Origin of the sequence: Parasphingorhabdus sp. (genome assembly GCF_039982395.1) — a bacterium.
In the GTDB taxonomy this organism is placed as follows: Bacteria; Pseudomonadota; Alphaproteobacteria; order Sphingomonadales; family Sphingomonadaceae; genus Parasphingorhabdus.
Window position 1 is genome coordinate 916,169 of record NZ_JBDWYO010000001.1, and the last position, 20,594, is coordinate 936,762.

The window sequence follows — 20,594 nt, forward strand, 5'->3', positions numbered from 1 at the left end:
CCCCCATTTCATATTCGGCGGGGATCTCTTCAGCCAAGGTTGACGAGGGCGAAGACGCTAGCAAGCGACAGAGTGGCTGCGATTATCACCGGCAAAAGATGAGCGCGATTCTCTGGCAAGAGGTCGGACGGGAAATCTTGTCGGTCTCGATGACCGGAAATCATCGGCCAAACCAGCTTCTCTTTGATCACAAAACGGTAGATTGCGATGGCAATGAGGTGCAGCCCGATCAACAGGGATAATATTTTGAAGTTGAATTCATGGATATCCGCTGCTTCACGTCCGGTCTCGAATGAAATCCATATCGCAAGGGGGCCGGACTCAAGCCCGTCAACATCGACAGAAAATAGCCCGGTCGTCACTTGGGTAACCAGCGCCAGCAACAAGGCAAAGACGCTGAGCACCGACAAAGGGCTGTGGCCAAAAGTCGGAGCAAATTGACGGTTCCGCAATGTCCCGAGATAGGGTCGCAGCGATCCGATCCGTCGCACCATCGGCACGAAGCGCGCCGTCCAGCTTCCCATGAAACCCCATATCAATCGGAAAAGGACCAGGCTGAACATCGTTAGGCCCAGGCTCTTGTGCCAGTCCATATGGCCCTCTTCCGCTGTCCACCAAAGCAGAGGAACGAGGACAACCATCAGCCAATGTACCAATCTTATCGTCCAGTCCCAGACCAGGATTTTCGAAGGGCTAGTGGTCATCCCAGATCAGTCATCCAGGCGATATTTGTCGTGGCAAGCTTTGCAGGTGCCGCCTGTGGTTTTAAACGCGGCACCAATTGCAGCAACGTCTCCACCCTGAGCAATTGTCTCAAGCTGAGCGGCGGCCTCCTGCAATGCGGTGACCTTGTCGTTAAAATCGGCCGTGTTTTCCCAGATGACCGGAAGAGCTTCCGTTTCAACCCCAGATTCAGGGCCGGAACCTGCCGGGAACCAATCGGCCATGCCGACCGCTTCTTTCGGAACAACGGCTGCAGCAGTCTGGATCTGCGCCACATCCGGGCTACCGGCCTTTAATTGATCGCTGATGGCTTTGAACGCCTTGCCCATTTTCTTGAGCTGTCCCTGACGGGCTTCGATCTGTTCTTTGACTGTCATTCCGTTCGGGAGTTCAGCGCTCGCTGCTTCAGAGGCCGGTTCGCTTTCGCTATTTTGCCCGCACGCGGAGAGCAAAGTTAGTCCAGCAAGCGCCGGTAGAATGAATTGTATTTTGCAGCGTTTCATCGAAATCTCCCTCAAATCAGCAATGCAAAGACTAATAGAATTCGGCAGAAACACAAATGATTCTGGCGTTTGAAGCGGAGTTTCTTGTGTGCGGTTCGAACGGCTGCGCTTTTTTTAAGTGCCGGACCTAATTTTCGGAGAGTGTTTCCTCGAGCAGCGTAGCGGCCTTAGCGCCATCCCAATCCATGGCCCCGATGACTCTCCACACTTCTTTGCCCTGCGCGTTATACAGCACTGTGGTTGGCATAAGGCCGGAACCGAAGCCGAAGCTTAAACCGTTTTCCGGATCCAGATATGGCTCCAGTTCCCGGAAATCGCTGCGGGCAAAAAACGGCAGGACTTTCTCGGCACCCTGAATGTCTTGCGACACAACCAGCACTTCCAGACGGTCTTTCTCGCGCACCGCCAACTCGTCGAGCATCGGCATTTCAACAATGCAAGGCGCACACCATGTGGCCCAGATGTTCACCAATACCGGCTTCCCGATAAAATCGCTTAGTCTTACGGTGCGTCCGTCAGGGGCTTGGAAGGTCGTACCAACCATGTCTGTGCCGCGTTGCGAAATGTCTAGCTTTCCAACTAGGCCCGACACGCTTTCGATGATCTCCCCCTCATCCTGAGTCTCGCCCTCAGCAAATTCTTGCTCCGCTTCGCCGGAGTCTCTATCGCAGGCGGCTAGGCTCATCACTAGGACCATGAATAGGACGGTACGCATCACAAAAGGCACAAAAAATTCCAATATCATGTGGGGCGGCAGATTTGCTGATGGCCCTTCATCGATCATGCGCGAGATAAACGCGTCTATCCCGTTCGACAAGAAATTATGGCGGCATGATATTCGCGCTAGCTTGGCTCATGTAGCGATGTTGGCGGAACAGGGGATTGTCGAAGCGGAAGATGCAACGCAGATCATTCACGGTCTGAATCAGATTGCGCAGGAATTTGAGGCCGACGGAGTCACCGAAAACCTCGACCTAGAAGACATACATATGCACGTGGAAGCGCGTCTCGCAGAGATTGTTGGGCCAGTTGCCGGCCGTCTGCATACCGCGCGCTCGCGCAATGACCAGGTCGCCACCGATTTCCGGCTCTGGGTGCGCGATGCCATGGACATGGTCGATGGCGCGCTGGCGGCCTTGCAAAAGGCGCTGGTTGATCGCGCCGAAGAACATGCTGAAACCATCATGCCGGGCTTCACCCATTTGCAATCTGCGCAACCGGTCAGCTTAGGCCATCATATGATGGCTTATTATGAAATGATCCGTCGGGATCGATCGCGTTTTTCCGATGCCCGCAAACGGATGAACGAATCACCGCTGGGCGCAGCTGCGCTGGCGGGGACAGGTTTTTCAATCGATCGCGATAAAACCGCATCGATGTTGGATTTTGACCGGCCGACTGGCAATAGTCTTGATTCGGTTTCCGATCGGGATTTTGCTCTCGATTATTTGATGGCAGCAACCCAATGCAGTTTGCACCTGTCCCGGCTGTCCGAGGAATTTGTGATCTGGGCGAGCCAGCCTTTTGGCTTCATCAAACTGCCTGACAGTTTTTCGACCGGCTCCTCGATCATGCCGCAAAAACGCAACCCTGATGCTGCCGAATTGGTGCGTGGCCATTGTGGGCGCATCGCTGGTACGATGAATGCGCTCGTCATTACGATGAAAGGGCTGCCGCTCGCTTATTCAAAGGACATGCAAGACGACAAGCCACCCGTGTTTGAAGCCCATGATCTGCTCGGCCTGTCGATTGCCGCGATGACAGGCATGGTCTCCGAAGTTGAATTCAGTGACCAGCGGATGCGCGCGCTGGCTGAGGCCGGTTTCTCGACCGCAACCGATTTTGCCGACTGGCTGGTGCGTGAAGCCAAGCTTCCGTTTCGTGAAGCCCATCATGTCACGGGCGCAGTTGTGAGTCTCGCAGAAGAACAAGGCTGCGGTTTGTCCGATCTCACGCTGGAGCAATTCCAGGCCATCGACAATCGCATCCATGCCGGGGTCTTTGATGTGCTTGGAGTCGATGCCTCGGTGGCCAGTCGATCGAGCTATGGCGGCACGGCACCCGATCAAGTAAGGGTTCAGATTGCAAAGGCCAAAAAGATGTTGGGGCCGGAGAACTGAAATGAACAAAGTCCATTCCATCCTGTTGCTGGCTGGTGCCTCTCTCGTTCTGGCGGCCTGTGGCAATCGCGGCGCTTTGCAGCCAGCCAAGGGTGAGACCCTACCGCCCGCCATTTATGGCGAATCAGAAGCGCCCAGTGGCGAGGACTTGTTGCTGCCATCGACCCAGGCCTTCCCGGAGCGCAGCGATGAGCTGCTCCGCCGGTCAGAAGAACGGCAGGATGATGAATTTGATCTGCCTCCTCCCAGCTAGCTCCGTTTAACTCGTTTGAAAGTAGAAGATATTGGACCATTTCCAGCTCAAAAATGGTAAATTGCACGCGGAAGATATGCCGCTTTCGCAAATCGCAGAAGAGGTCGGGACTCCGGTCTATGTCTATTCGCGGGGGACACTGGAACGTCATGCCCGGGTTTTCCGCGAAGGCTTGAAAGATGCTGGAAAAATTCACCTCGCCTTCGCAGTGAAGGCGAATCCCAATCTTGCGGTGCTTAGAATATTGGCCAACCAAGGCTATGGTGCCGACGTGGTGTCTGGCGGCGAGTTGCAGCGTGCCTTGGCGGCGGGCATGAAAGCAGAAGATATTGTTTTTTCCGGGGTCGGCAAAAGCCGCGAGGAATTGACGCTGGGCCTCGACAAGGGGATCGGTCAGTTCAATCTGGAATCCGAAGAAGAGGGGCAAATGCTGGCAGCCATTGCTGCTGCTCGAGGCGTGAAGGCCTCGGCGACTTTGCGCGTGAATCCGGATGTCGATGCAGGCACCCATGCCAAGATTTCGACCGGCAAAAAGGAGAATAAATTCGGAGTGGCGATCGACGTTGCGCCCGATATATATGCGCGTCTCTCCAAGCTTGAAGGCCTCGATCTTCGCGGCGTTGCCGTGCACATTGGCAGCCAGCTGCAACGGCTTGAGCCATTGGAACAATGCTATGCCAGAATGGGCGAACTGGTAACGCAACTGCGTGGTGCGGGGCATGCCATTACCCATGTTGATCTGGGCGGCGGCCTGGGCGTTCCCTATAGGCCCGAGGACAATCCACCGAGCCCGGCGGAATATGGTGCCATGGTGGCGCGGGTGACCCGCGATTGGGACGTCACACTGATGTTCGAGCCCGGCCGGGTCATCGCCGGGAATAGCGGGATCATGATCACCAAGGTCATCCGTATCAAACCCGGAGTGAACAGCGATTTTGTCATTGTGGATGCGGCGATGAACGACCTGATGCGGCCGGCTATCTATGACGCGTGGCATGATTTTGAAGCCGTTGAGCCGACCGGCGAGACCATGGTGGCTTCGATTGTTGGCCCGATATGTGAAAGCAGTGATATTTTTGCCAAGGAACGCGTCGTCGATCAGGTCCAGACCGATGACCTCGGGGTTTTCCGCACGGCCGGAGCCTATGGCGCGACCATGGCGAATACCTATAATAGCCGACCTTTGGTGCCTGAAGTCCTGGTCGATGGCGACCGATATGCGGTGGTCGCCGAACGCATCGAGCCGGAAACGATCATGGCTGCGGAACATGTGCCCGACTGGCTGAAATGAAGCAGCTGCCGATCTTTGTGAACCTGCATGAACGCAAGGTCATATTGCTTGGTACCGGAGAAATGGCTGATGCCAAAAGGCGCTTATATGAGCGCGCTGGCGCTGTGGTTGTCGACGATGAAACGACGCTGGACGCAACGCTCGCGGTGGTTGCATTGGAAAATGATGACGAGGCGCTCGCTGCCGTAAAGCGACTCAGGGCTAGAGGGCTGCTGGTCAATGCCGTCGACCGGTCTGCCTTGTGCGATTACACCACACCGGCGATCATTGACCGCGATCCGGTGCTGATTGCAGTCGGGACGGGTGGTGCGTCTGCAGGCCTTGCCAAATCCTTGCGCCAGAGATTGGAACAATTGGTGCCCGGTAATTTGGGGCGTCTCGCAAGCGGTCTTTTTGCGGCGCGGGAAAGGATCAAACAGATCTGGCCTGATGGCGCGCAGCGGCGGAAGGCCATTGATGCCGCATTGGATCCGGGTGGCGTTCTGGATGTGCTTTCTGAACATTCAGAAGCGAAACTCGAAACTTGGCTGTCTATGCCTTTCGCAGATGATCTCTCCGAGGTTGAGGATCTGCTTTTGGCCAGTGCCGATCCCGATGATCTAACGATTCGCCAAGCGCGTTTGCTGGGTCGCGCCGATCAGGTCTTTGCCAGTGATGACGTGCCGGAAGCGGTGCTGGATCGTGCCAGGGCCGATGCAGAACGGTTCAGCCTTGCGCTTTGGGACGAGAAGCCCGCAAAAGGACTGACCTTGAGAATTAGGATGAAAATATGATCTCAATGCTGCCGGAACTGGGAAATCCAGACATTGTTACGGTCCTTCAAACTGCCATGGCGCCAGCATTTCTGCTGGTTGGGCTAGGCGGGATGCTCAATATTTTTACGGGTCGTTTGGCCCGGATCATTGACCGGTCGCGGGTCATGCAAGACCGGTATCTCGAAACTGAGGGGGAAGAGCATATTCTATGCGTTCAAGAGCTTCGGGATCTGCAACTGCGGATCAAATTTGTGAACAGCGCAATCTACTTTGGCGTGGTCAGCGCCATTGTGGTCTGCGTTTTGATCGCATTGTTGTTTGCGATGGGTTTGACCAACCATCCGGCTTTGGCGCAAATTGTGGCCGGGGCTTTCATTGTCGCGGTGATTTTGCTCTCGATAGCGCTGGTTCAATTTTCTCGCGAAGTGCGCATCGGTATTCGCGATTTCATGATCCGAGAGGAATATCTTGAGCGCGAAGACAGCTAGTTTTCGAACGGACTATAAGAGCCTCAAATGAAAAGAGACTGCCCATCACTCGGGATGGACAGCCTCTGAACATGGGTCAGCGGTAGGAAGTGCCGCTGCCGGGTTGCCTGATCCTTAGATCAGAATTGCTCCCCGAACGGATATTTCCGACCCCTGTGCTGAACCATGAGACATCGGACCACCTCCTTTCGCTTGTGAATAAAATACGAACTGTTGCATTGATAATTCTCCGCTGTTCGACGGTATGAATGTGAATCAAACGCGATCGACGAACAAGCCTTGAATTTTTTTATTTTGCTGTCACAATTGCGCGTTCCGGCCAGGATGTCAGGCCCGGCAATCTTCCACCACGCGACTGAATTCCGGCCAGACCGGGATAGCAAGCGACCTTAGCCCGCTCGCTTCGACCGCAAATCGGCCGCGACTATAGGAAATGCGATCCATCATGATATCGCCCGGAGATACCGAAATAGCAGCGTAATCGGGATTTCCCCCTGTGTTGCCAGCGGTATAAGATTGCAGGCCGGAACTTGCCCGCAAGACCATCTTGGTACCGTTTCTGAGCGAACCGGAGCGGGAAAGGAACAATTGCCGGCGCGATTTGTCACAGCGCACAATGAAGATCGCATCTCTATTGGCTTCACCAAATAAAGCCAGCGAGCCCCGAGCATCTTTTCGGTATACCCAAGCGCCCGGAGTGATTGGCCAATCGATCCATTCGCCTTGCGGCTGGACTATCGTGGGCGCTGGTGTTGGCGTTGCCAATGGTTTCGTCGGTTGCGGCGCGGGCGCAGGCTCGGGTGGCTCAGTTGCGCAGGCCGCCAGAGCCAGTACAGCCAGCGGAAAAAAGAGTGATTTGGATGTGATTCTCATAGCAAAGGAATATGGCCAAAAGCACGACGCTAGGCTAGTCCTCATTTCCCATGTCCCAGCCTGAACCCAAAGTTATAAAACAACGCGTTGATCAAATCCTGACGGATCGCGGTCTCGCAGAGAGCCGGGCAAAGGCGCAAGCCTATATCATGGCGGGTCTTGTGACCGTCGCCGGCAAGAAAATTGATAAGCCGGGCCATAAAATCGCCAGCGATGCGGCGATTGAATTGAAGGGCAAAGATCATCCCTGGGTTTCCCGCGGTGGTATCAAGCTTGACCACGGACTTCAGCATTTTGATCTTAATGTCGCCGGCATGACTGCTATGGATGTCGGCAGCAGCACGGGCGGGTTTACCGATGTCCTGCTGTCCTGTGGGGCGGAAAAGGTTTACGCCGTCGATAGCGGTACCAATCAGCTTGCCTGGAAATTGCGGCAGGATGATCGGGTCGTGGTGCACGAACAAACCAGCGCCAGAATACTTACCGACCAGCATGTTCCGGAAAAGGTGGATATCATCGTCTGCGATGCCAGCTTCATCTCGTTGCTCAAAGTGCTCGAACGGCCGTTCGAATTTGCCAAAGAGCAGGCCATGCTTGTGGCGCTCATAAAACCGCAGTTTGAAGCCGAGCGTATTGATGTTGGAAAAGGCGGCGTTGTTCGAGATGAAGCAGTACGCCAGGCGGTTTGCGACAAGGTGAACGATTGGCTGGTCTTATGTGGTTGGGAGGTTCTGGGAATCACCGAAAGTCCGATCACAGGTCCAAAAGGAAATGTGGAGTTTCTCATAGGCGCTCGGAAATCCGGCGGCGCTTAGAGAACGGGTTTTGGAACACTTGGCTTGTTATTTTCGGTGCTTCTCCCTAGCTGGAAACCTATGACACAAACGACGGATATCGCTCGCACACCGCTCCTGCCTGACGTTGGAACGTCTATCCAGCAAATGATGCTGGAAGGCTCCGATTGGCTGACAAACCATTATGTAGAGCTGATTATCGCAACGGCGGTGGGCACCGGATTCTTTTTCATATTGGGTGCGATCAAGCGGTTCGCAGCGCGCTATGTCCGCAACAACCAAAATCTGACCGGCTATCGGACCATCATCGTTACGGCGCTTGCCCGGACGAGCAAGTTCTTCATGCTCATGGTTTCGGCTGAGCTTGTCCTCAGTTTTGCCAATGCGCCGCCCAGCTTTGAGCGTCTAGTGCATGTTCTGTTCACGATATCGATGGTGGTGCAGGTCGCCATCTGGCTTCGGGAAATCATCCTCGGTCTGATCGTCCGTCGAACGTCTCAAGATCCTGACCAGCATGAAACGCTGGAAAATGCGATGGCTTTGATCCGCTTGCTGGTGACGGTCGTGCTCTTCGCGATTGCGGCGATCATGATCCTCGACAATCTAGGAGTGGATGTAACCGGTCTGATTGCAGGACTCGGGGTTGGCGGTATCGCCATCGGCCTTGCCGCTCAGGGCATTTTTTCCGATCTGTTTGCGGCGCTTTCCATCATTTTCGACAAGCCCTTCCGTCGAGGTGAAACAATCACTTATGATGATACCATCGGTACGGTTGAAAAAATCGGATTGAAAAGCACCCGGCTGCGGGCTGTGACTGGTGAAGAGATTATCATTTCCAACACCAATTTACTGGACAAAGAAATCATCAACTTCACCCGCCTGGCGAGACGGCGGACCCGGTTTTCTATTGGTGTTATCTATCAAACGCAGCCGGATGACGCGCGCCGAATTCCTGCCATTTTGAAAAAAATTGTTGAAGACAATGATGCGGTGTTTATCCGCTCGGGTTTTGTAGGTTTTGGTGATAGCTCGATCAATTTCGAACTCGACTTCGATATTATGAGCAGCGAATATGAAGTCGTCTATGAGGGGCGTCATAAAATCGGTTTGGCGATTTTGCAGACATTTAATGAAGAAGGTCTGGAATTTGCTTATCCAACGCAAACAACCTTCACGGCTGCGCCAAATGGCGAGATGGTCCTGCCTTATCCAGAAGGCGGTTTTGGCGCTCGGATTAGCAAAGACTAGCAAGGGCCAGCGTTCCGTAGCGGCAATGGACCGTAGAAAAAATGCCTTGTTAATTGGTCGGTTAACAGGGACAATGTGCGCCAAATTCGACTCCGATTTAAACATGAAGGAATATCAATATGCGTGACGCAGTCATCGTTTCCACCGCTCGCACACCCATAGGCAGAGCCTATAAGGGCGCTTTCAACACAACCACCGGCGCGACGCTGGGTCACTATTCCGCGAAAGCGGCCGTTGAAAGAGCTGGGATCGACCCGAGCATGATCGACGATGTGGTTTGGGGCAGCGCGCTGCAACAAGGTTCTCAAGGCGGCAATCTTGCGCGCCAAGTCGCACTTCGTGCCGGCTTCCCTATTGAAGTCCCGGGGATGACGATCGATCGGCAATGTTCATCAGGTCTGATGGCAATAGCCACCGCGTCCAAGCAGGTAACAGTCGACATGATGGATGTGGTTGTCGGCGGCGGACAGGAATCAATCTCGACCGTGCAGACACCGGAAATGCGCGTCCAACCCGATCGCGCACTGCTAGAAATGCACGATGATATCTATATGCCGATGCTTCAGACCGCCGAAATTGTTGGATCGCGTTATGGCATTAGCCGAGAAGCTTGTGACGAATATGCCCTCCAGTCGCAAATGCGCACGGCAGCTGCCCAAGAGGCTGGTCGTTTTGACGCTGAAATCGTTGAAGTGACGACCAGCATGGGCGTGCAAGACAAGGAAACCAAAGAGATTTCCCATGTCGAAGTCACCATCAACAAGGATGAGGGCAACCGTCCCTCGACCACGCTGGAAGGCCTGCAAGGATTGAAGCCTGTGCTCGGTCCCGGAAATATCATCACCGCCGGCAATGCATCGCAACTTTCTGACGGTTCTGCCGCCAGTGTTGTTATGGAAGCGAAAGCCGCAGAGAAGGCCGGCCTCAATCCATTGGGCCGCTATATCGGCATGGCTGTCGCGGGCACCAAACCGGATGAAATGGGTATTGGTCCCGTATTCGCGATTCCGAAACTGCTCGAGCGCTTTGGGCTGAAAATGGACGATATCGGCCTGTGGGAACTCAATGAAGCCTTTGCTGTTCAAGTGCTCTATTGCCAACAGAAGCTGGGTATCCCTGGTGAACTGTTGAACGTCAATGGCGGCTCTATCTCAATTGGCCATCCTTATGGAATGACCGGTGCACGTTGCACTGGTCATGCCTTGATCGAAGGCAAGCGTCGCGGCGCCAAATATGCCGTGGTGACCATGTGCATTGGCGGCGGACAAGGCGCAGCTGGCTTGTTCGAAATTTTCTAGAATAGAGATATATTGGGCCGGCGTGGAAACGCTGGCCCTCTTTTAATCAAGGAGAACCATCATGGCAGCAGTAGGCGTAGTAGCGACATTGACCGTGGCCGAAGGCAAGAATGCCGATTTTGAAGCCGCTTTTTCCGAGCTTGTCGCAGCAGTGCGCGCGAACGAACCGGGCAACGAATTTTATTCGGTGTTTCAGAGCAAAGAGAATCCGCAGGAATATAAGGTCCTCGAACGCTATGTCGATCAGGAGGCGCTGGATGCGCACGGGAAATCGGATCATTTCCGGGCAAGCGGACCGAAGTTGGCGCCCTGCATGGCTGCTGCACCGGTGATCGAGCGCTTAGACGGAATTTAATCCCCGTTATCTGGCGGCAAAATATGGCCCGCCTCAAATTCGAAGCGTTCGTCTCGGTCTTTTGCCAGCAGCAGAGGGCCGTCGAGATCAATCCATTGCGCGAGTTGTGCCAAAGCGAATGCCGGTCGAATTCCTAGCGATGTAGAAAGCATGCAGCCGACCATGATTTTCATGTTCATTGCTTGTGCCGCATGTGCGATCGCCATAGCCTCGGTCAATCCGCCGGCTTTGTCGAGTTTGATGTTTACAGCATCATAGAATGGGGCAAGCCTCTCGACATCGGCGCTCGTGTGGCAGCTTTCGTCGGCGCAAAGGGGGACAGGCGAATTTACGCCACTGATCAGATGATCGTGCCCGGCGCTGACGGGCTGCTCAATCAGTTCGACACCAAATTTCTTCAGCCGTTCGGCTTCAGCGGCAATGTCGAGATCGTTCCAACTCTCATTGGCATCGACTATCAGGCGGGCATTTGGCGCGCCGCGGTGGACAGCCGCAACCCGTTCATGATCACTCTGGCCCGATAATTTCAATTTCAGTAGGCCGTGCCCGTCAAGGGCGGCTTGATGGGCTTGGGCTTCCATAATCTCGGGCTGACCGAGTGATATAGTGAATGCCGTTGCCAAGGGTTTTGGATTGGGCAATTCAGCGATTTGCCAAAGGGGCTTGTCCTTTTTCCGGCGTTCCAGATCCCAGAGCGCACAATCTAGGGCATTGCGGGCGGCCCCACGCCTCATATGGTGTAGCAGCACAGAGCGATCGGGTGCGGGATGTTTCGCAACGAATTGCGTAATTTCCTCCGCACATTGCTCTGCGCTCTCTCCCTCATAATAAATGGGGGTTGCTTCGGCGGCACCAATGTAGCCGCCGTCCTCTATCTCGCATTTAACAATATCGACGTGGGTTTTGGTTCCCCGGCTAATTACGAAAGAACCGGCTACAGGCCATCGTTCGACGGAGACAGAAACAGAAAGCGCCATGCGTCGCTTCTACTGTCTTGTGCCGAATCCGTCACTCAATTTGTATAAGTGCCGCCGGGGGTCTGTAGGGCCAGGGGCTTTTTTGTTCCGGTTAGCCGTTTTTTGATCGGACGCCACTGGGCTTCTGCCGCACGGCGCGAAATGTAAGTGTCGAGACCGATCTGCAATGCCACCAGCATATAGATAAAGGGCTGGTAAGCGATTCCGACAAAAAGAGCGCCAACGAGGAAAATGATGTGACCGTGCTGCAAGGCGATGGCGAGGGGCGCGACCCATTGTTCGCCTTCCTTCTTTGATTTTGCATATTTTCGGCGCAACACTTCCATCCGCCAGATGCCGCCGACATGGATGATCAGCCACAGGATCAAGCCGGGATAGCCTTGCTCGCCGAGCATTTCGAAATAGCTGCTGTGAAACGCACGTGCTTCATCCTCGACAAGCCGGGCGTCGACATCGTCTGGATCAATGCCCCATTCTTCATATTGCGTGACGTCGACTTCCGACAATTCGTAGGTCAGCTTGTTGATCCGATAGACGTCAAACCCTCCGCCAAACGGGTTTTGCTTCACATAGTCCAAGGTCCATTGCCACACCGCGATACGGGTCGATGCGGATTGATCCGCTTCGTAATTTTCAATCGTTGCCATCCGGTCGGTAAAGCTTTGGGGCAGAAACGGAATGGACATCAGGCCGAGGGCGACGGCGACGCCTCCGTATAGCAATCGGTAGCGGACGAAGCGCAATTGCAGGACAACCCAGACCCCGATGCACACCAAACCGGTCCGCGCCTGGGTACCGATCGGGATGAGCAGGGCAGCCAAGACCAGCGCATAAGAGAATATTTTAACGCGCCAGTCTGGTGGAAAAATTGTACCGTGATTGGCGAGCCAGAGAATGAGCGGGATGATACAGATAGCGACCGTAGAAATGATCGATCCCTCATATAGGCCACTATTATTGTCGACCAGCAACACCAGGACGCCATAGCCGCCACCGGACGCCAATGTCTTGATGCCGCCCGTTATGATCAATGTGCCGGCACACAGCACCATGAAAAGGGCCAATGCCTCCAGCCGCAATTTGGTTTTGAGAGTGAGGGGCAGGAATATCGCGAATATCAGGGCCTTCCAAACCCAGCCCCATTTTTCCAGCGCCGCATCGGGGACTTCCGCCTGTATGGTGGTATACCCACAATAGGCCAGTAGAAGCAGCATCATCGCCTGCCGTATCGAGAACCGGCTGTCTTGTTTGTTGTCCGCGAACATATAACCGAGGAAGGCAAGCGCGAAGACTATGAGCGACAATGGTACAGAATTGAGCATGAAATAGCTCAGCCGCTGCGGGGCGACTATGTCGATATAGGCATAGACCAGGGTGAACAGAAACGGTCGCTTGAAAGCGATAAACAGCAGCGCCACCAGATATCCAACGAAGACGAGATCACGCATCGTGCTGTGACCCGCTGTTGGAAGGCCGATTCAAAAAGCCGCTGGGTTCTTTGTCCTGTTCCGGGGGATCTTCGAGATCGAGATCGTCGCGATGAATCAGACGCCAAGCCGCGATCAGCAGCAAGCCATGCGTCAACGCGATAGAAAAATTGTCAATCATCTACCCAATTCATCCCGGCACGAGCGGCGAACACACGCTCTTCTAATATCGGGCGATACAGGCATTGGGTTGACGGGACGTTAATCCTTTTTTGGCAATGCTTCAAACCATGACCCGGATATTGCACATCTTAGATCACAGCCTGCCGCTCCACAGCGGCTATTGTTTTCGCACAAGGGCGATCATGACGGCGCAAATTGCCAGCGGTTTGACCGTGGCAGGTGTGACCGGAGTGCGCCAGAACCAGCATGGTTATGTCGCAACGCAACCCTATGAGGACATCGATAACCTGCGTTTCTTCCGCACTATGGCCCAAGTACAAGGGCCTTCGCCGGTGCGCGAATGGCGAGAAGTTGCGGTTCTGGAGGAACGGATCGAACAAGTCATTCGTGACTGGCAGCCGGATGTTCTGCATGCTCACTCGCCTGCGCTCAATGGATTGGCGGCGTTGCGCGTTGCCCAGAAGACAGGATTACCGCTGGTCTACGAAATTCGGGCCTTTTGGGAAGATGCTGCTGTTGGCAACGGCACCGGCAAAGAAAATAGCCCGCGTTACTGGTTGACGCGACAGTTGGAGAACCATGTCGTTAGCGGCGCCGATGCGGTCGCGGTGATTTGCGAAGGTCTCCGATCTGATTTGATGGGCCGCGGCGTGAAGTCTGAAAAAATTACAATCTCGCCCAATGGCGTTGACCTGGATCTGTTCGGGGAACCGCCGGCCCGCGACGCCATATTTCTCGAAGAGCTGGGCTTGGCTGGAAAATCGGTCTTGGGCTTCATCGGCAGCTTCTATGACTATGAAGGGCTGGACGATCTAATCGCAGCTCTGCCATGTCTTCAATCATCCCATCCGGACGTGCATTTGTTGCTCGTTGGCGGTGGACCGAAAGAAGATGCGTTGAAGGCGCAGGTTGCTAGCTTGGGATTGGGAGACGCGGTGACCTTTACCGGGCGTGTGCCCCATGCGGAGGTGGAGCGCTACTATGGGTTGATGGATATCATGGTCTATCCCCGCAAGGCGATGCGTCTTACCGATCTCGTGACCCCACTAAAACCTCTGGAAGCCATGGCGCAGGGCCGTTTGGTGGCAGCGTCGGATGTTGGCGGGCACCGGGAGCTGATAAAGGACGGCGTAACCGGCACTTTATTCCCGGCTGGTGACCCAGAAAAAATTGCTGAAAAGCTGACCGGTTTGTTGAATAACAGCGGTTCATGGCCTCAAACCATTGAAACTGCGAAGAAATTTGTTGAGGCTGATCGTAACTGGTCGTCAAACATTTTGCGTTACACTCCGGTTTACCAAAGGCTGATTGCACGCAAACCATTTGAGCGCGCGGCCTAAGCTGGTGGAGATTGATGTGGACCCGACAGAGCAGGATATGGATCGGTTTAAAAAACCCGCGATAGCCATCGCGGGAGGCATTGCGGCATCGCTCGTGATCGCCACCTTGCCCCATGTCTATCTTGAAAATGTTGTCGGTGCGACCGGCCTATCCGAGCTTGTGTCAGCGGCGGCACCGCCGTTGGGGAATACAGCGCGTGGCCTGATCGCTGTGGTCGCCGGTCTAATCTCTGCTTCTACGCTTTACATATTCTTGAATCATAAACTGAAATTTCTTGGAGGAGGCTCCGATATGAGCTTGGCAATTCGCAAAAATTTGACACCAGAACCGATAGAGCCTGAGCGCGAAAGCAAATTGCGCTTTGCTGTTCCAAAGTTGAATCTTTCGGCAAAATCGCTGACCAAATTCCTCAAAAAACCAAAAAAATCTGCGGGCGAAGTGACCGAGCTGAAGGATTTGCCGGAGGTCAGGCCTGCCGATAGTCATCCAGATGCGCCAGCCCGCCAGCCGATATTTGCGGCTTCGGACTTGGGGACGCCGCTTGATGGAAAAATTCAGCAATTCGATCAACCGGAAGCAGAGCCGGAAATGGCCGAAGCGGTTGAACGCCCGGAGCCTACGATTGCACAGCCAGCCCCGTTTGTGGGCGAGAAGGTTTTTGCTGCGTCGCCCGAAGCAGATGTTGCGCCGGCGGCCGTTCAGGCTCCCATTTCGACGGAACAAGCCGATTTGTCGACCTTGTCACTCGCGGAATTGACCGATCGCCTAGAAACGGGCCTCAAGCGTTTGGAAGCATTGGAAATGCTGAAACGGAACGTGGAACCCCAAGTGACGCAGCAAGCTGCGCCGATCGTCGAAGAGCCCGCTCCGCAAGCGGAAGTGCCCGAAATGGCCGCTCCTGTTGCCATGCCACCGCTGCGGTCTGTTGCTTCCGTGGAAGCGGATGTCCAAGACAATCGGCAAGCGGATATGGATGCTGCCTTGAAGGCGGCTCTCGGCACTTTGGAGCGTATGACAGCCCATCGTTGATCCACTATTGGGCTCAGCGGTTATCGACGGGATCGATGATCGATAAAGCTTCGATCAGCATATGATCTTCTGATTGTTCGGTGGCTATAATATCCGCGACAAAATAGCCGGGTATTGCGAATTCGGTGTTTAGCAAAGCTGTGGCAAAATTCCGAAGGACACCCAATTGCGGGATCTCGGGCCAATCCACCGCATAGCTATAGCGTATTCCAGTGAAGGTGATGCTTGCCCAGGCGCGCTCACGGACCAGGCTGACCTTGGCCAAGTCCCCCGTCAGAGCGCCTATCTGAGTGGCCAGAATCATGCTCGGTGCTTGTGGGCGTCGCGCTGGATCAGCGGGCATGGTCTGCGCGCCATATGCTCATAAAATGCTCTGCTCTTTCAGATACCGGCTTACCGGGCTGGCGTCCGTTGCGCAGATCTTCAACAAAGCGAGGGTCGCTGACGGAGAGCCGACCGAACTTTGTCCATGGCATTTGGGTTTCGTTCAGAAATATTTCGATTTTTCGTAACAGTGGCACAAGCAGTTTCCTTCTCGCTGTTGGTCGTCTCTTGCGACGACTCGTTAAATAGGGAAATTCCTATTTGAATAGTGATTTCCTACATGTCTAGGAAAAATCCTATTGCCAATTTCGGACAGCAGAGCTATAATTGCGCCACTATGACCGAAGACCCCCGCCACGCCTTGGAGGAATTGATCCGCAGCAACGGACATGATTTTGCTGCAATATCGAAAATGCTCGGTAAAAATTCAGCCTATATCCAGCAATATATTCGTCGTGGTTCTCCCAAAAAGCTGGACGAGGAAGACCGGCGCAAACTGGCAGAATTTTATGATGTGGACGAGCGCTTATTGGGCGCTCCTGCAGTGCACGAAACGCTTGGATCAAGGCGGATAACTTCCGGTCAGTTGCTGCAAATCAAACAATTGCGGGTCGGTGCTTCGGCTGGCCCAGGATCATTGTCCGAAGATGAACAGGCCGAAGCCATGGGGTTTGGACCAAAGTGGCTCAAGCGACTGGGCGCAAACCCCGATAATCTATCACTGATTGTCGTTGATGGTGATTCGATGGAGCCGTCGCTCGGAGATGGTGACGACATCATGGTTGACCACAGCGCCGCCTCGCGGCCGTTGCGCGATGGAATATATGTGCTGCGGATGGACGATGTCCTGCTGGTTAAGCGCATCGCTATGGGCCCCTCTGGAAAATTTTCGGTCCGCAGTGACAATCCGCGATATCCTGACTGGGAAGATGTCGGTGCGGACAGCGTGAATATCATCGGCAGGGTTGTCTGGACTGGGCGCCGGTTGTGACCGGCTAATCAATAGGCGGCTTGCAACTTCGGGATGTTGTCGCCAAATAGTCCATCATGACAGAAGCACCTCTTAAGGCCGTGATTATTCCGGTCACTCCGCTCCAGCAAAATTGCACATTATTGTGGTGTACGAAAACCAACAAGGCCGCGCTTAGTGATCCTGGTGGCGATTTGTCGCGGCTTAAAGCCGCGGTCGAAGAACATGGTGTTGAGCTGGAGAAGATCATCATCACCCACGGCCATCTTGATCATTGTGGTCAGGCGGGCATGCTGGCCGAGGAATTGGGTCTCCCTATAGAAGGGCCGCACAAGGACGATCTGTTCTGGATTGATCAACTGGATAGCGATGGTGCGCGCTATGGGATGGAAGCAAAAAGCTTTGTTCCGGATCGATGGTTGGTAGATGGCGATCAAGTGACCGTCGGCGATCTAGTTCTCGATGTGATCCATTGCCCAGGCCACACGCCGGGGCATGTGATTTTCTATCATCAGCCTTCAAAACTAGCGGTCGTAGGCGACGTCATTTTTCAAGGCTCTATCGGGCGCACCGACTTCCCGCGCGGGAATCATCAGGATCTGATTGATGCCATCACCCAGAAGCTATGGCCGCTGGGTGATGACGTGACATTCATTCCGGGTCATGGCCCGACCAGCCAATTTGGCTATGAGCGTAAGACGAACGCATTTGTCGCCGATGATGTTTTGGCCGCGCGCTGAGCCTATTCAGCTCATGTAGGGAATCGTGATCGCGTAGATCGCAAGGCCTAGAAGCGTGAGCATTGTAACCAGGGTCCCAATCATGCGACCTTGGCCAAATGCTCCGTCGTCCATTCCTATGCCATGCGCAACGCGCCCTAGCAGAAACAAGCCGCCTACGATCCACAACCAGGTTGCAGAGCCGCTCGCCAGCTCGATGGCTGCAACCAGAAGCAATACAAATGGAGCGCTTTCGATATAGTTGCTATGGGCCCGCATACGGCGGATAACCTTGTCATTACCGCCATCACCGACACTGACTTTCTCACTGGTGCGCACCTGTCCGACGCGGATCATCAGCCATATATTGATCAACGCCGCAGCGCCCGCAATGGTCAGTGTAATCGGTAATATCATGATGTTCCCCTAGATGTTATTCTTATGGGACTTCTATAGGAGTAGAATGCTTGCAACGCACGGGAAATTCGTTATACGCGCCCTTCGCGTGCAATTGGCTGACGATTGACCGAGCGATTCTCTGCAATATTTCAGAGCCACGCTTGTTCGTCGATAATGTTTGGCTTGGTTGTGCGGACAGATGATATTTAAAATTTAAAGAACAGGCTTAGCAATGGCTGTACCTAAACGAAAAACTACGCCGTCCAAGCGCGGAATGCGCCGGTCACATGATGCTTTGAAAGTCGAAGCCTATCAAGAATGCCCGAATTGCGGCGAATTGAAGCGCCCGCACCATATGTGCGGATCTTGCGGTCATTATAATGGCCGGGAAGTCTTGGCCACCGATCTTTAATCGGCTAGTCTCTCCGCTTCTGACGCGCAATCAAGGGGAATAACCGGTGGGAATGAGACCGCGAATCGCGATTGATGCGATGGGCGGGGACGATGGCCCGCGCGTCATGGTTGCAGGCGCCGCGCTAGCGCGGCATCGTCATGCAGGCTTTCAATTTCTTTTTGTCGGCGATGAAACGCAGATTCGGGAAGCGCTCCAAAGTCACCCCGGTCTCAGCGCAGCATCTGATATTTTGCATGCAGAGAAAGTTGTTTCCGGCGACGATAAGCCGGGACAAGCGCTTCGCAGTTCCAAATCTACATCGATGGGAATGGCCGTCAACGCGGTTAAAACCGGCGAGGTCAGCGCTGCGGTAAGCGCTGGCAATACGGGTGCCCTGATGGCCATAGCCAAACTGGCTTTGCGCACGATGCCGGGTATCGATCGCCCGGCTTTGTCGGCGCTGCTTCCGACGATGAAAGATACCGATGTGGTGATGTTGGATCTCGGCGCGAATACCGAATGTAATAGCCGAAACTTGGTACAATTCGCTGTCATGGGTGCTGCTTACAGTCGCATCATGCACGGATTTGATCGCCCAAAAGTGAAGCTGCTGAATATCGGGACCGAAGCAGCAAAGGGGACCGGTACAATTCAGGAAGCTGCTGCGACTCTAAGAGGGGCCGCGGAACTGCACATGAATTTTCAGGGCTTTACTGAGGCGGACAAGATATCAACCGGAGAGGTTGATGTGATTGTAACCGATGGTTTTTCCGGCAATGTGGCGCTCAAAGCGCTGGAGGGAACGGCTCGCTTTGTTACCGATCTCCTCAAACAAAGTTTTTTGAGCAGCCTCCGCTCCAAAATTGGATTTTTGATTTCCCGGCCGGCTACGGAATTGTTGCGAGATCATCTTGATCCGAACAATCACAATGGTGCGGTGTTTCTTGGCTTGAATGGTGTCGTGGTAAAAAGTCACGGGAGCGCGGACGCAAAAGGCGTGGCCAATGCTGTTGAAGTTGCTGCCCGACTGGTAGAAGATAGCATTCTTGGAAGAATCAGTGAAGATTTGACGAAAATCAGCCAACCTAATCCTGCTCCAGAGGTGTCCAAATGAACGCTGCTGCAACCCGACGTTCGGTTATAAAGGGCACTGGTTCGGCACTGCCACGGACGCGGGTATCCAATGCCGAGCTCGCTAAGCGCGTGGATACAACGGATGAATGGATCGTCGAGCGCACCGGTATCCGATTCCGCCATATTGCCGAAGATGATGAAACAACATCCAGCTTGGCCACCGAAGCGGCTGAGAAAGCCATGCAAGCCGCTGGCTTCAGCAGTTCCGATATTGATCTCATCATTGTTGCCACTGCGACGCCTGATCAGACGTTCCCGGCAACGGCAACGATCGTTCAGCATGCATTGGGTTGCAATGGCGGCGTCGCTTTTGATGTGGCTGCGGTGTGTTCAGGCTTTCTATACGCGCTGTCTGTAGCGGATAGCATGATTCGAGTTGGCAGTGCGCAAAATGCATTGGTCATCGGCGCCGAGACGTTCAGCCGCATTCTAGACTGGGAGGATCGCGGGACGTGCGTGCTTTTCGGCGATGGAGCCGGTGCAATCGTTCTGTCCGCCGAACATGGTGAAGCCGGTGTTCTGGGAACGCGGTTACACGCAGATGGTGCCCATAATCAGCTGCTATATGTTGACGGCGGTGCCGGTACGACCGGAACTGTAGGCAAGCTGCGCATGAAAGGCCGTGAGGTGTTCCGTCATGCCGTTGTCAATCTGGCATCGGTTCTAAAAGAAGTCTTGGAAGAAGCCGGTGAATCGATCGACAATGTCGACTGGGTGGTTCCTCATCAGGCCAATGCGCGCATATTGGATGCCACTGCGAAAAAGCTCCACTTGTCTCCAGAAAAAGTGATCAAGACCGTTGATTTGCATGCCAATACCTCTGCGGCATCGGTTCCATTGGCATTGGATACCGCTGTACGGGATGGTCGAATCAAGGCCGGCGATCTGCTTGTCTTGGAAGCTATGGGTGGCGGTTTTACCTGGGGCGCATCGGTCATCCGGTACTAATTCAACCGTTCTGACGCACAGACAGGCCCTAAAATGTAGGCTTCGTCG

The 20,594-nt window shown here is 54.2% G+C and carries 25 protein-coding genes; 16 read left to right on the plus strand and 9 right to left on the minus strand.

What is annotated here, in order from left to right:
• Nucleotides 1-29: 29 nt before the first annotated feature.
• The 3 genes from ABJV08_RS04590 to ABJV08_RS04600 all read right to left on the minus strand — a co-directional run bounded on the left by ABJV08_RS04590 (nucleotide 30) and on the right by ABJV08_RS04600 (nucleotide 1,971).
• Nucleotides 30-704 carry a cytochrome b/b6 domain-containing protein gene (locus tag ABJV08_RS04590; RefSeq protein WP_348038564.1) on the minus strand — a complete coding sequence of 225 codons (675 nt, stop codon included), beginning with the start codon at nucleotides 702-704 and terminating at the stop codon, nucleotides 30-32.
• 6 nt (nucleotides 705-710) lie between these two features.
• Nucleotides 711-1,226: a cytochrome c gene (locus ABJV08_RS04595; protein ID WP_348038562.1), complete on the minus strand. Its 516-nt coding sequence runs from the start codon at nucleotides 1,224-1,226 to the stop codon at nucleotides 711-713.
• Nucleotides 1,227-1,353: 127 nt separating this feature from the next.
• Complete coding sequence (locus ABJV08_RS04600; RefSeq protein ID WP_348038560.1) at nucleotides 1,354-1,971, minus strand: TlpA disulfide reductase family protein; 618 nt, start codon at nucleotides 1,969-1,971, stop codon at nucleotides 1,354-1,356.
• Between ABJV08_RS04600 and argH the strand changes: the two genes are divergently transcribed.
• The 5 genes from argH to ABJV08_RS04625 are packed head-to-tail and all read left to right on the plus strand — an operon-like array spanning nucleotide 1,970 to nucleotide 6,133.
• Nucleotides 1,970-3,346, plus strand: coding sequence for an argininosuccinate lyase (gene argH / locus ABJV08_RS04605; RefSeq protein ID WP_348038558.1), 1,377 nt, complete (start codon nucleotides 1,970-1,972; stop codon nucleotides 3,344-3,346). The genes ABJV08_RS04600 and argH overlap by 2 nt on opposite strands.
• Nucleotide 3,347: 1 nt before the next feature.
• The gene (locus ABJV08_RS04610; protein ID WP_348038556.1) at nucleotides 3,348-3,599 is read left to right on the plus strand and encodes a lipoprotein; all 252 of its coding nucleotides are present in this window, start codon (nucleotides 3,348-3,350) and stop codon (nucleotides 3,597-3,599) included.
• Nucleotides 3,600-3,630: 31 nt separating this feature from the next.
• Nucleotides 3,631-4,890, plus strand: a complete 1,260-nt coding sequence (gene lysA / locus ABJV08_RS04615) for a diaminopimelate decarboxylase (RefSeq protein WP_348038554.1) — start codon at nucleotides 3,631-3,633, stop codon at nucleotides 4,888-4,890.
• Nucleotides 4,887-5,663 carry an NAD(P)-dependent oxidoreductase gene (locus ABJV08_RS04620; RefSeq protein WP_348038552.1) on the plus strand — a complete coding sequence of 259 codons (777 nt, stop codon included), beginning with the start codon at nucleotides 4,887-4,889 and terminating at the stop codon, nucleotides 5,661-5,663. Before lysA ends, ABJV08_RS04620 begins: the two co-directional genes overlap by 4 nt.
• Nucleotides 5,660-6,133, plus strand: a complete 474-nt coding sequence (locus ABJV08_RS04625) for a DUF2721 domain-containing protein (protein WP_348038550.1) — start codon at nucleotides 5,660-5,662, stop codon at nucleotides 6,131-6,133. The genes ABJV08_RS04620 and ABJV08_RS04625 overlap by 4 nt, the downstream gene beginning before the upstream one ends.
• Nucleotides 6,134-6,460: 327 nt before the next feature.
• Here ABJV08_RS04625 and ABJV08_RS04630 read toward each other — a convergent pair whose 3' ends face one another.
• On the minus strand, nucleotides 6,461-7,006 hold the full coding sequence (locus ABJV08_RS04630; protein WP_348038548.1) for a hypothetical protein: 546 nt from the start codon (nucleotides 7,004-7,006) through the stop codon (nucleotides 6,461-6,463).
• Nucleotides 7,007-7,056: 50 nt separating this feature from the next.
• Between ABJV08_RS04630 and ABJV08_RS04635 the strand changes: the two genes are divergently transcribed.
• From ABJV08_RS04635 to ABJV08_RS04650, 4 genes are all read left to right on the plus strand, one after another.
• The gene (locus tag ABJV08_RS04635; RefSeq protein ID WP_348038546.1) at nucleotides 7,057-7,821 is read left to right on the plus strand and encodes a TlyA family RNA methyltransferase; all 765 of its coding nucleotides are present in this window, start codon (nucleotides 7,057-7,059) and stop codon (nucleotides 7,819-7,821) included.
• Between the two features lie 60 nt (nucleotides 7,822-7,881).
• Complete coding sequence (locus ABJV08_RS04640; RefSeq protein WP_348038544.1) at nucleotides 7,882-9,048, plus strand: mechanosensitive ion channel family protein; 1,167 nt, start codon at nucleotides 7,882-7,884, stop codon at nucleotides 9,046-9,048.
• Between the two features lie 119 nt (nucleotides 9,049-9,167).
• The gene (locus ABJV08_RS04645; protein WP_348038542.1) at nucleotides 9,168-10,346 is read left to right on the plus strand and encodes an acetyl-CoA C-acyltransferase; all 1,179 of its coding nucleotides are present in this window, start codon (nucleotides 9,168-9,170) and stop codon (nucleotides 10,344-10,346) included.
• A gap of 61 nt (nucleotides 10,347-10,407) precedes the next feature.
• The gene (locus ABJV08_RS04650) at nucleotides 10,408-10,701 is read left to right on the plus strand and encodes a putative quinol monooxygenase (protein WP_348038540.1); all 294 of its coding nucleotides are present in this window, start codon (nucleotides 10,408-10,410) and stop codon (nucleotides 10,699-10,701) included.
• Here the strand turns inward: ABJV08_RS04650 and dgcA are convergent.
• Genes dgcA through ABJV08_RS04665 form a run of 3 tightly spaced genes read right to left on the minus strand, consistent with a single transcriptional unit; the run spans nucleotide 10,698 to nucleotide 13,286 of the window.
• Nucleotides 10,698-11,678 carry an N-acetyl-D-Glu racemase DgcA gene (gene dgcA / locus ABJV08_RS04655; protein ID WP_348038538.1) on the minus strand — a complete coding sequence of 327 codons (981 nt, stop codon included), beginning with the start codon at nucleotides 11,676-11,678 and terminating at the stop codon, nucleotides 10,698-10,700. The genes ABJV08_RS04650 and dgcA overlap by 4 nt on opposite strands.
• Nucleotides 11,679-11,713: 35 nt before the next feature.
• Complete coding sequence (locus tag ABJV08_RS04660; RefSeq protein ID WP_348038536.1) at nucleotides 11,714-13,126, minus strand: putative O-glycosylation ligase, exosortase A system-associated; 1,413 nt, start codon at nucleotides 13,124-13,126, stop codon at nucleotides 11,714-11,716.
• Complete coding sequence (locus ABJV08_RS04665; RefSeq protein WP_348038534.1) at nucleotides 13,119-13,286, minus strand: hypothetical protein; 168 nt, start codon at nucleotides 13,284-13,286, stop codon at nucleotides 13,119-13,121. Before ABJV08_RS04665 ends, ABJV08_RS04660 begins: the two co-directional genes overlap by 8 nt.
• A 109-nt stretch (nucleotides 13,287-13,395) precedes the next feature.
• Between ABJV08_RS04665 and ABJV08_RS04670 the strand changes: the two genes are divergently transcribed.
• Both ABJV08_RS04670 and ABJV08_RS04675 read left to right on the plus strand, forming a co-directional pair.
• Nucleotides 13,396-14,628 (plus strand): TIGR04063 family PEP-CTERM/XrtA system glycosyltransferase, encoded by a 1,233-nt coding sequence (locus tag ABJV08_RS04670; protein WP_348038532.1) that lies wholly within the window; start codon nucleotides 13,396-13,398, stop codon nucleotides 14,626-14,628.
• Nucleotides 14,612-15,658: a hypothetical protein gene (locus ABJV08_RS04675; protein WP_348038530.1), complete on the plus strand. Its 1,047-nt coding sequence runs from the start codon at nucleotides 14,612-14,614 to the stop codon at nucleotides 15,656-15,658. Before ABJV08_RS04670 ends, ABJV08_RS04675 begins: the two co-directional genes overlap by 17 nt.
• A 13-nt stretch (nucleotides 15,659-15,671) precedes the next feature.
• On the opposite strand, the gene ABJV08_RS04680 is transcribed toward ABJV08_RS04675, so the two are convergent.
• Complete coding sequence (locus tag ABJV08_RS04680; RefSeq protein WP_348038528.1) at nucleotides 15,672-16,001, minus strand: hypothetical protein; 330 nt, start codon at nucleotides 15,999-16,001, stop codon at nucleotides 15,672-15,674.
• Nucleotides 16,002-16,319: 318 nt separating this feature from the next.
• Here ABJV08_RS04680 and ABJV08_RS04685 point away from each other — a divergent pair, with 318 nt between their 5' ends.
• Nucleotides 16,320-16,973 carry a S24 family peptidase gene (locus ABJV08_RS04685; protein WP_348038526.1) on the plus strand — a complete coding sequence of 218 codons (654 nt, stop codon included), beginning with the start codon at nucleotides 16,320-16,322 and terminating at the stop codon, nucleotides 16,971-16,973.
• 56 nt (nucleotides 16,974-17,029) lie between these two features.
• The gene (locus ABJV08_RS04690; RefSeq protein ID WP_348038525.1) at nucleotides 17,030-17,692 is read left to right on the plus strand and encodes an MBL fold metallo-hydrolase; all 663 of its coding nucleotides are present in this window, start codon (nucleotides 17,030-17,032) and stop codon (nucleotides 17,690-17,692) included.
• A 6-nt stretch (nucleotides 17,693-17,698) separates the two neighbouring features.
• On the opposite strand, the gene ABJV08_RS04695 is transcribed toward ABJV08_RS04690, so the two are convergent.
• Nucleotides 17,699-18,088, minus strand: coding sequence for an MAPEG family protein (locus tag ABJV08_RS04695; protein WP_348038523.1), 390 nt, complete (start codon nucleotides 18,086-18,088; stop codon nucleotides 17,699-17,701).
• A 214-nt stretch (nucleotides 18,089-18,302) separates the two neighbouring features.
• On the opposite strand from ABJV08_RS04695, the gene rpmF reads away from it, so the two are divergent.
• The 3 genes from rpmF to ABJV08_RS04710 are packed head-to-tail and all read left to right on the plus strand — an operon-like array spanning nucleotide 18,303 to nucleotide 20,546.
• Complete coding sequence (gene rpmF / locus ABJV08_RS04700; protein WP_348038522.1) at nucleotides 18,303-18,482, plus strand: 50S ribosomal protein L32; 180 nt, start codon at nucleotides 18,303-18,305, stop codon at nucleotides 18,480-18,482.
• Between the two features lie 52 nt (nucleotides 18,483-18,534).
• Nucleotides 18,535-19,578 (plus strand): phosphate acyltransferase PlsX, encoded by a 1,044-nt coding sequence (gene plsX, locus ABJV08_RS04705; protein WP_348038521.1) that lies wholly within the window; start codon nucleotides 18,535-18,537, stop codon nucleotides 19,576-19,578.
• A complete protein-coding gene (locus ABJV08_RS04710; RefSeq protein WP_348038519.1) occupies nucleotides 19,575-20,546 on the plus strand; it encodes a beta-ketoacyl-ACP synthase III in 972 nt (323 codons plus the stop codon). Before plsX ends, ABJV08_RS04710 begins: the two co-directional genes overlap by 4 nt.
• Nucleotides 20,547-20,594 lie beyond the last annotated feature (48 nt).

Excerpts from the sequence above, each read along its gene's own strand:
- ABJV08_RS04710 (WP_348038519.1), top strand. The coding sequence starts at position 19,575 with ATGAACGCTGCTGCAACCCGACGTTCGGTTATAAAGGGCACTGGTTCG.
- ABJV08_RS04625 (WP_348038550.1), top strand. The coding sequence starts at position 5,660 with ATGATCTCAATGCTGCCGGAACTGGGAAATCCAGACATTGTTACGGTC.
- ABJV08_RS04645 (WP_348038542.1), top strand. The coding sequence starts at position 9,168 with ATGCGTGACGCAGTCATCGTTTCCACCGCTCGCACACCCATAGGCAGA.
- ABJV08_RS04640 (WP_348038544.1), top strand. The coding sequence starts at position 7,882 with ATGACACAAACGACGGATATCGCTCGCACACCGCTCCTGCCTGACGTT.
- ABJV08_RS04695 (WP_348038523.1), bottom strand. The coding sequence starts at position 18,088 with ATGATATTACCGATTACACTGACCATTGCGGGCGCTGCGGCGTTGATC.
- ABJV08_RS04670 (WP_348038532.1), top strand. The coding sequence starts at position 13,396 with ATGACCCGGATATTGCACATCTTAGATCACAGCCTGCCGCTCCACAGC.
- ABJV08_RS04650 (WP_348038540.1), top strand. The coding sequence starts at position 10,408 with ATGGCAGCAGTAGGCGTAGTAGCGACATTGACCGTGGCCGAAGGCAAG.
- ABJV08_RS04630 (WP_348038548.1), bottom strand. The coding sequence starts at position 7,006 with ATGAGAATCACATCCAAATCACTCTTTTTTCCGCTGGCTGTACTGGCT.
- ABJV08_RS04665 (WP_348038534.1), bottom strand. The coding sequence starts at position 13,286 with ATGATTGACAATTTTTCTATCGCGTTGACGCATGGCTTGCTGCTGATC.
- ABJV08_RS04610 (WP_348038556.1), top strand. The coding sequence starts at position 3,348 with ATGAACAAAGTCCATTCCATCCTGTTGCTGGCTGGTGCCTCTCTCGTT.
- ABJV08_RS04600 (WP_348038560.1), bottom strand. The coding sequence starts at position 1,971 with ATGATATTGGAATTTTTTGTGCCTTTTGTGATGCGTACCGTCCTATTC.
- ABJV08_RS04620 (WP_348038552.1), top strand. The coding sequence starts at position 4,887 with ATGAAGCAGCTGCCGATCTTTGTGAACCTGCATGAACGCAAGGTCATA.
- ABJV08_RS04690 (WP_348038525.1), top strand. The coding sequence starts at position 17,030 with ATGACAGAAGCACCTCTTAAGGCCGTGATTATTCCGGTCACTCCGCTC.
- ABJV08_RS04590 (WP_348038564.1), bottom strand. The coding sequence starts at position 704 with ATGACCACTAGCCCTTCGAAAATCCTGGTCTGGGACTGGACGATAAGA.
- ABJV08_RS04680 (WP_348038528.1), bottom strand. The coding sequence starts at position 16,001 with ATGCCCGCTGATCCAGCGCGACGCCCACAAGCACCGAGCATGATTCTG.
- plsX (WP_348038521.1), top strand. The coding sequence starts at position 18,535 with ATGAGACCGCGAATCGCGATTGATGCGATGGGCGGGGACGATGGCCCG.
- ABJV08_RS04685 (WP_348038526.1), top strand. The coding sequence starts at position 16,320 with ATGACCGAAGACCCCCGCCACGCCTTGGAGGAATTGATCCGCAGCAAC.
- argH (WP_348038558.1), top strand. The coding sequence starts at position 1,970 with ATGTGGGGCGGCAGATTTGCTGATGGCCCTTCATCGATCATGCGCGAG.
- ABJV08_RS04660 (WP_348038536.1), bottom strand. The coding sequence starts at position 13,126 with ATGCGTGATCTCGTCTTCGTTGGATATCTGGTGGCGCTGCTGTTTATC.
- dgcA (WP_348038538.1), bottom strand. The coding sequence starts at position 11,678 with ATGGCGCTTTCTGTTTCTGTCTCCGTCGAACGATGGCCTGTAGCCGGT.
- ABJV08_RS04635 (WP_348038546.1), top strand. The coding sequence starts at position 7,057 with ATGTCCCAGCCTGAACCCAAAGTTATAAAACAACGCGTTGATCAAATC.
- ABJV08_RS04595 (WP_348038562.1), bottom strand. The coding sequence starts at position 1,226 with ATGAAACGCTGCAAAATACAATTCATTCTACCGGCGCTTGCTGGACTA.
- rpmF (WP_348038522.1), top strand. The coding sequence starts at position 18,303 with ATGGCTGTACCTAAACGAAAAACTACGCCGTCCAAGCGCGGAATGCGC.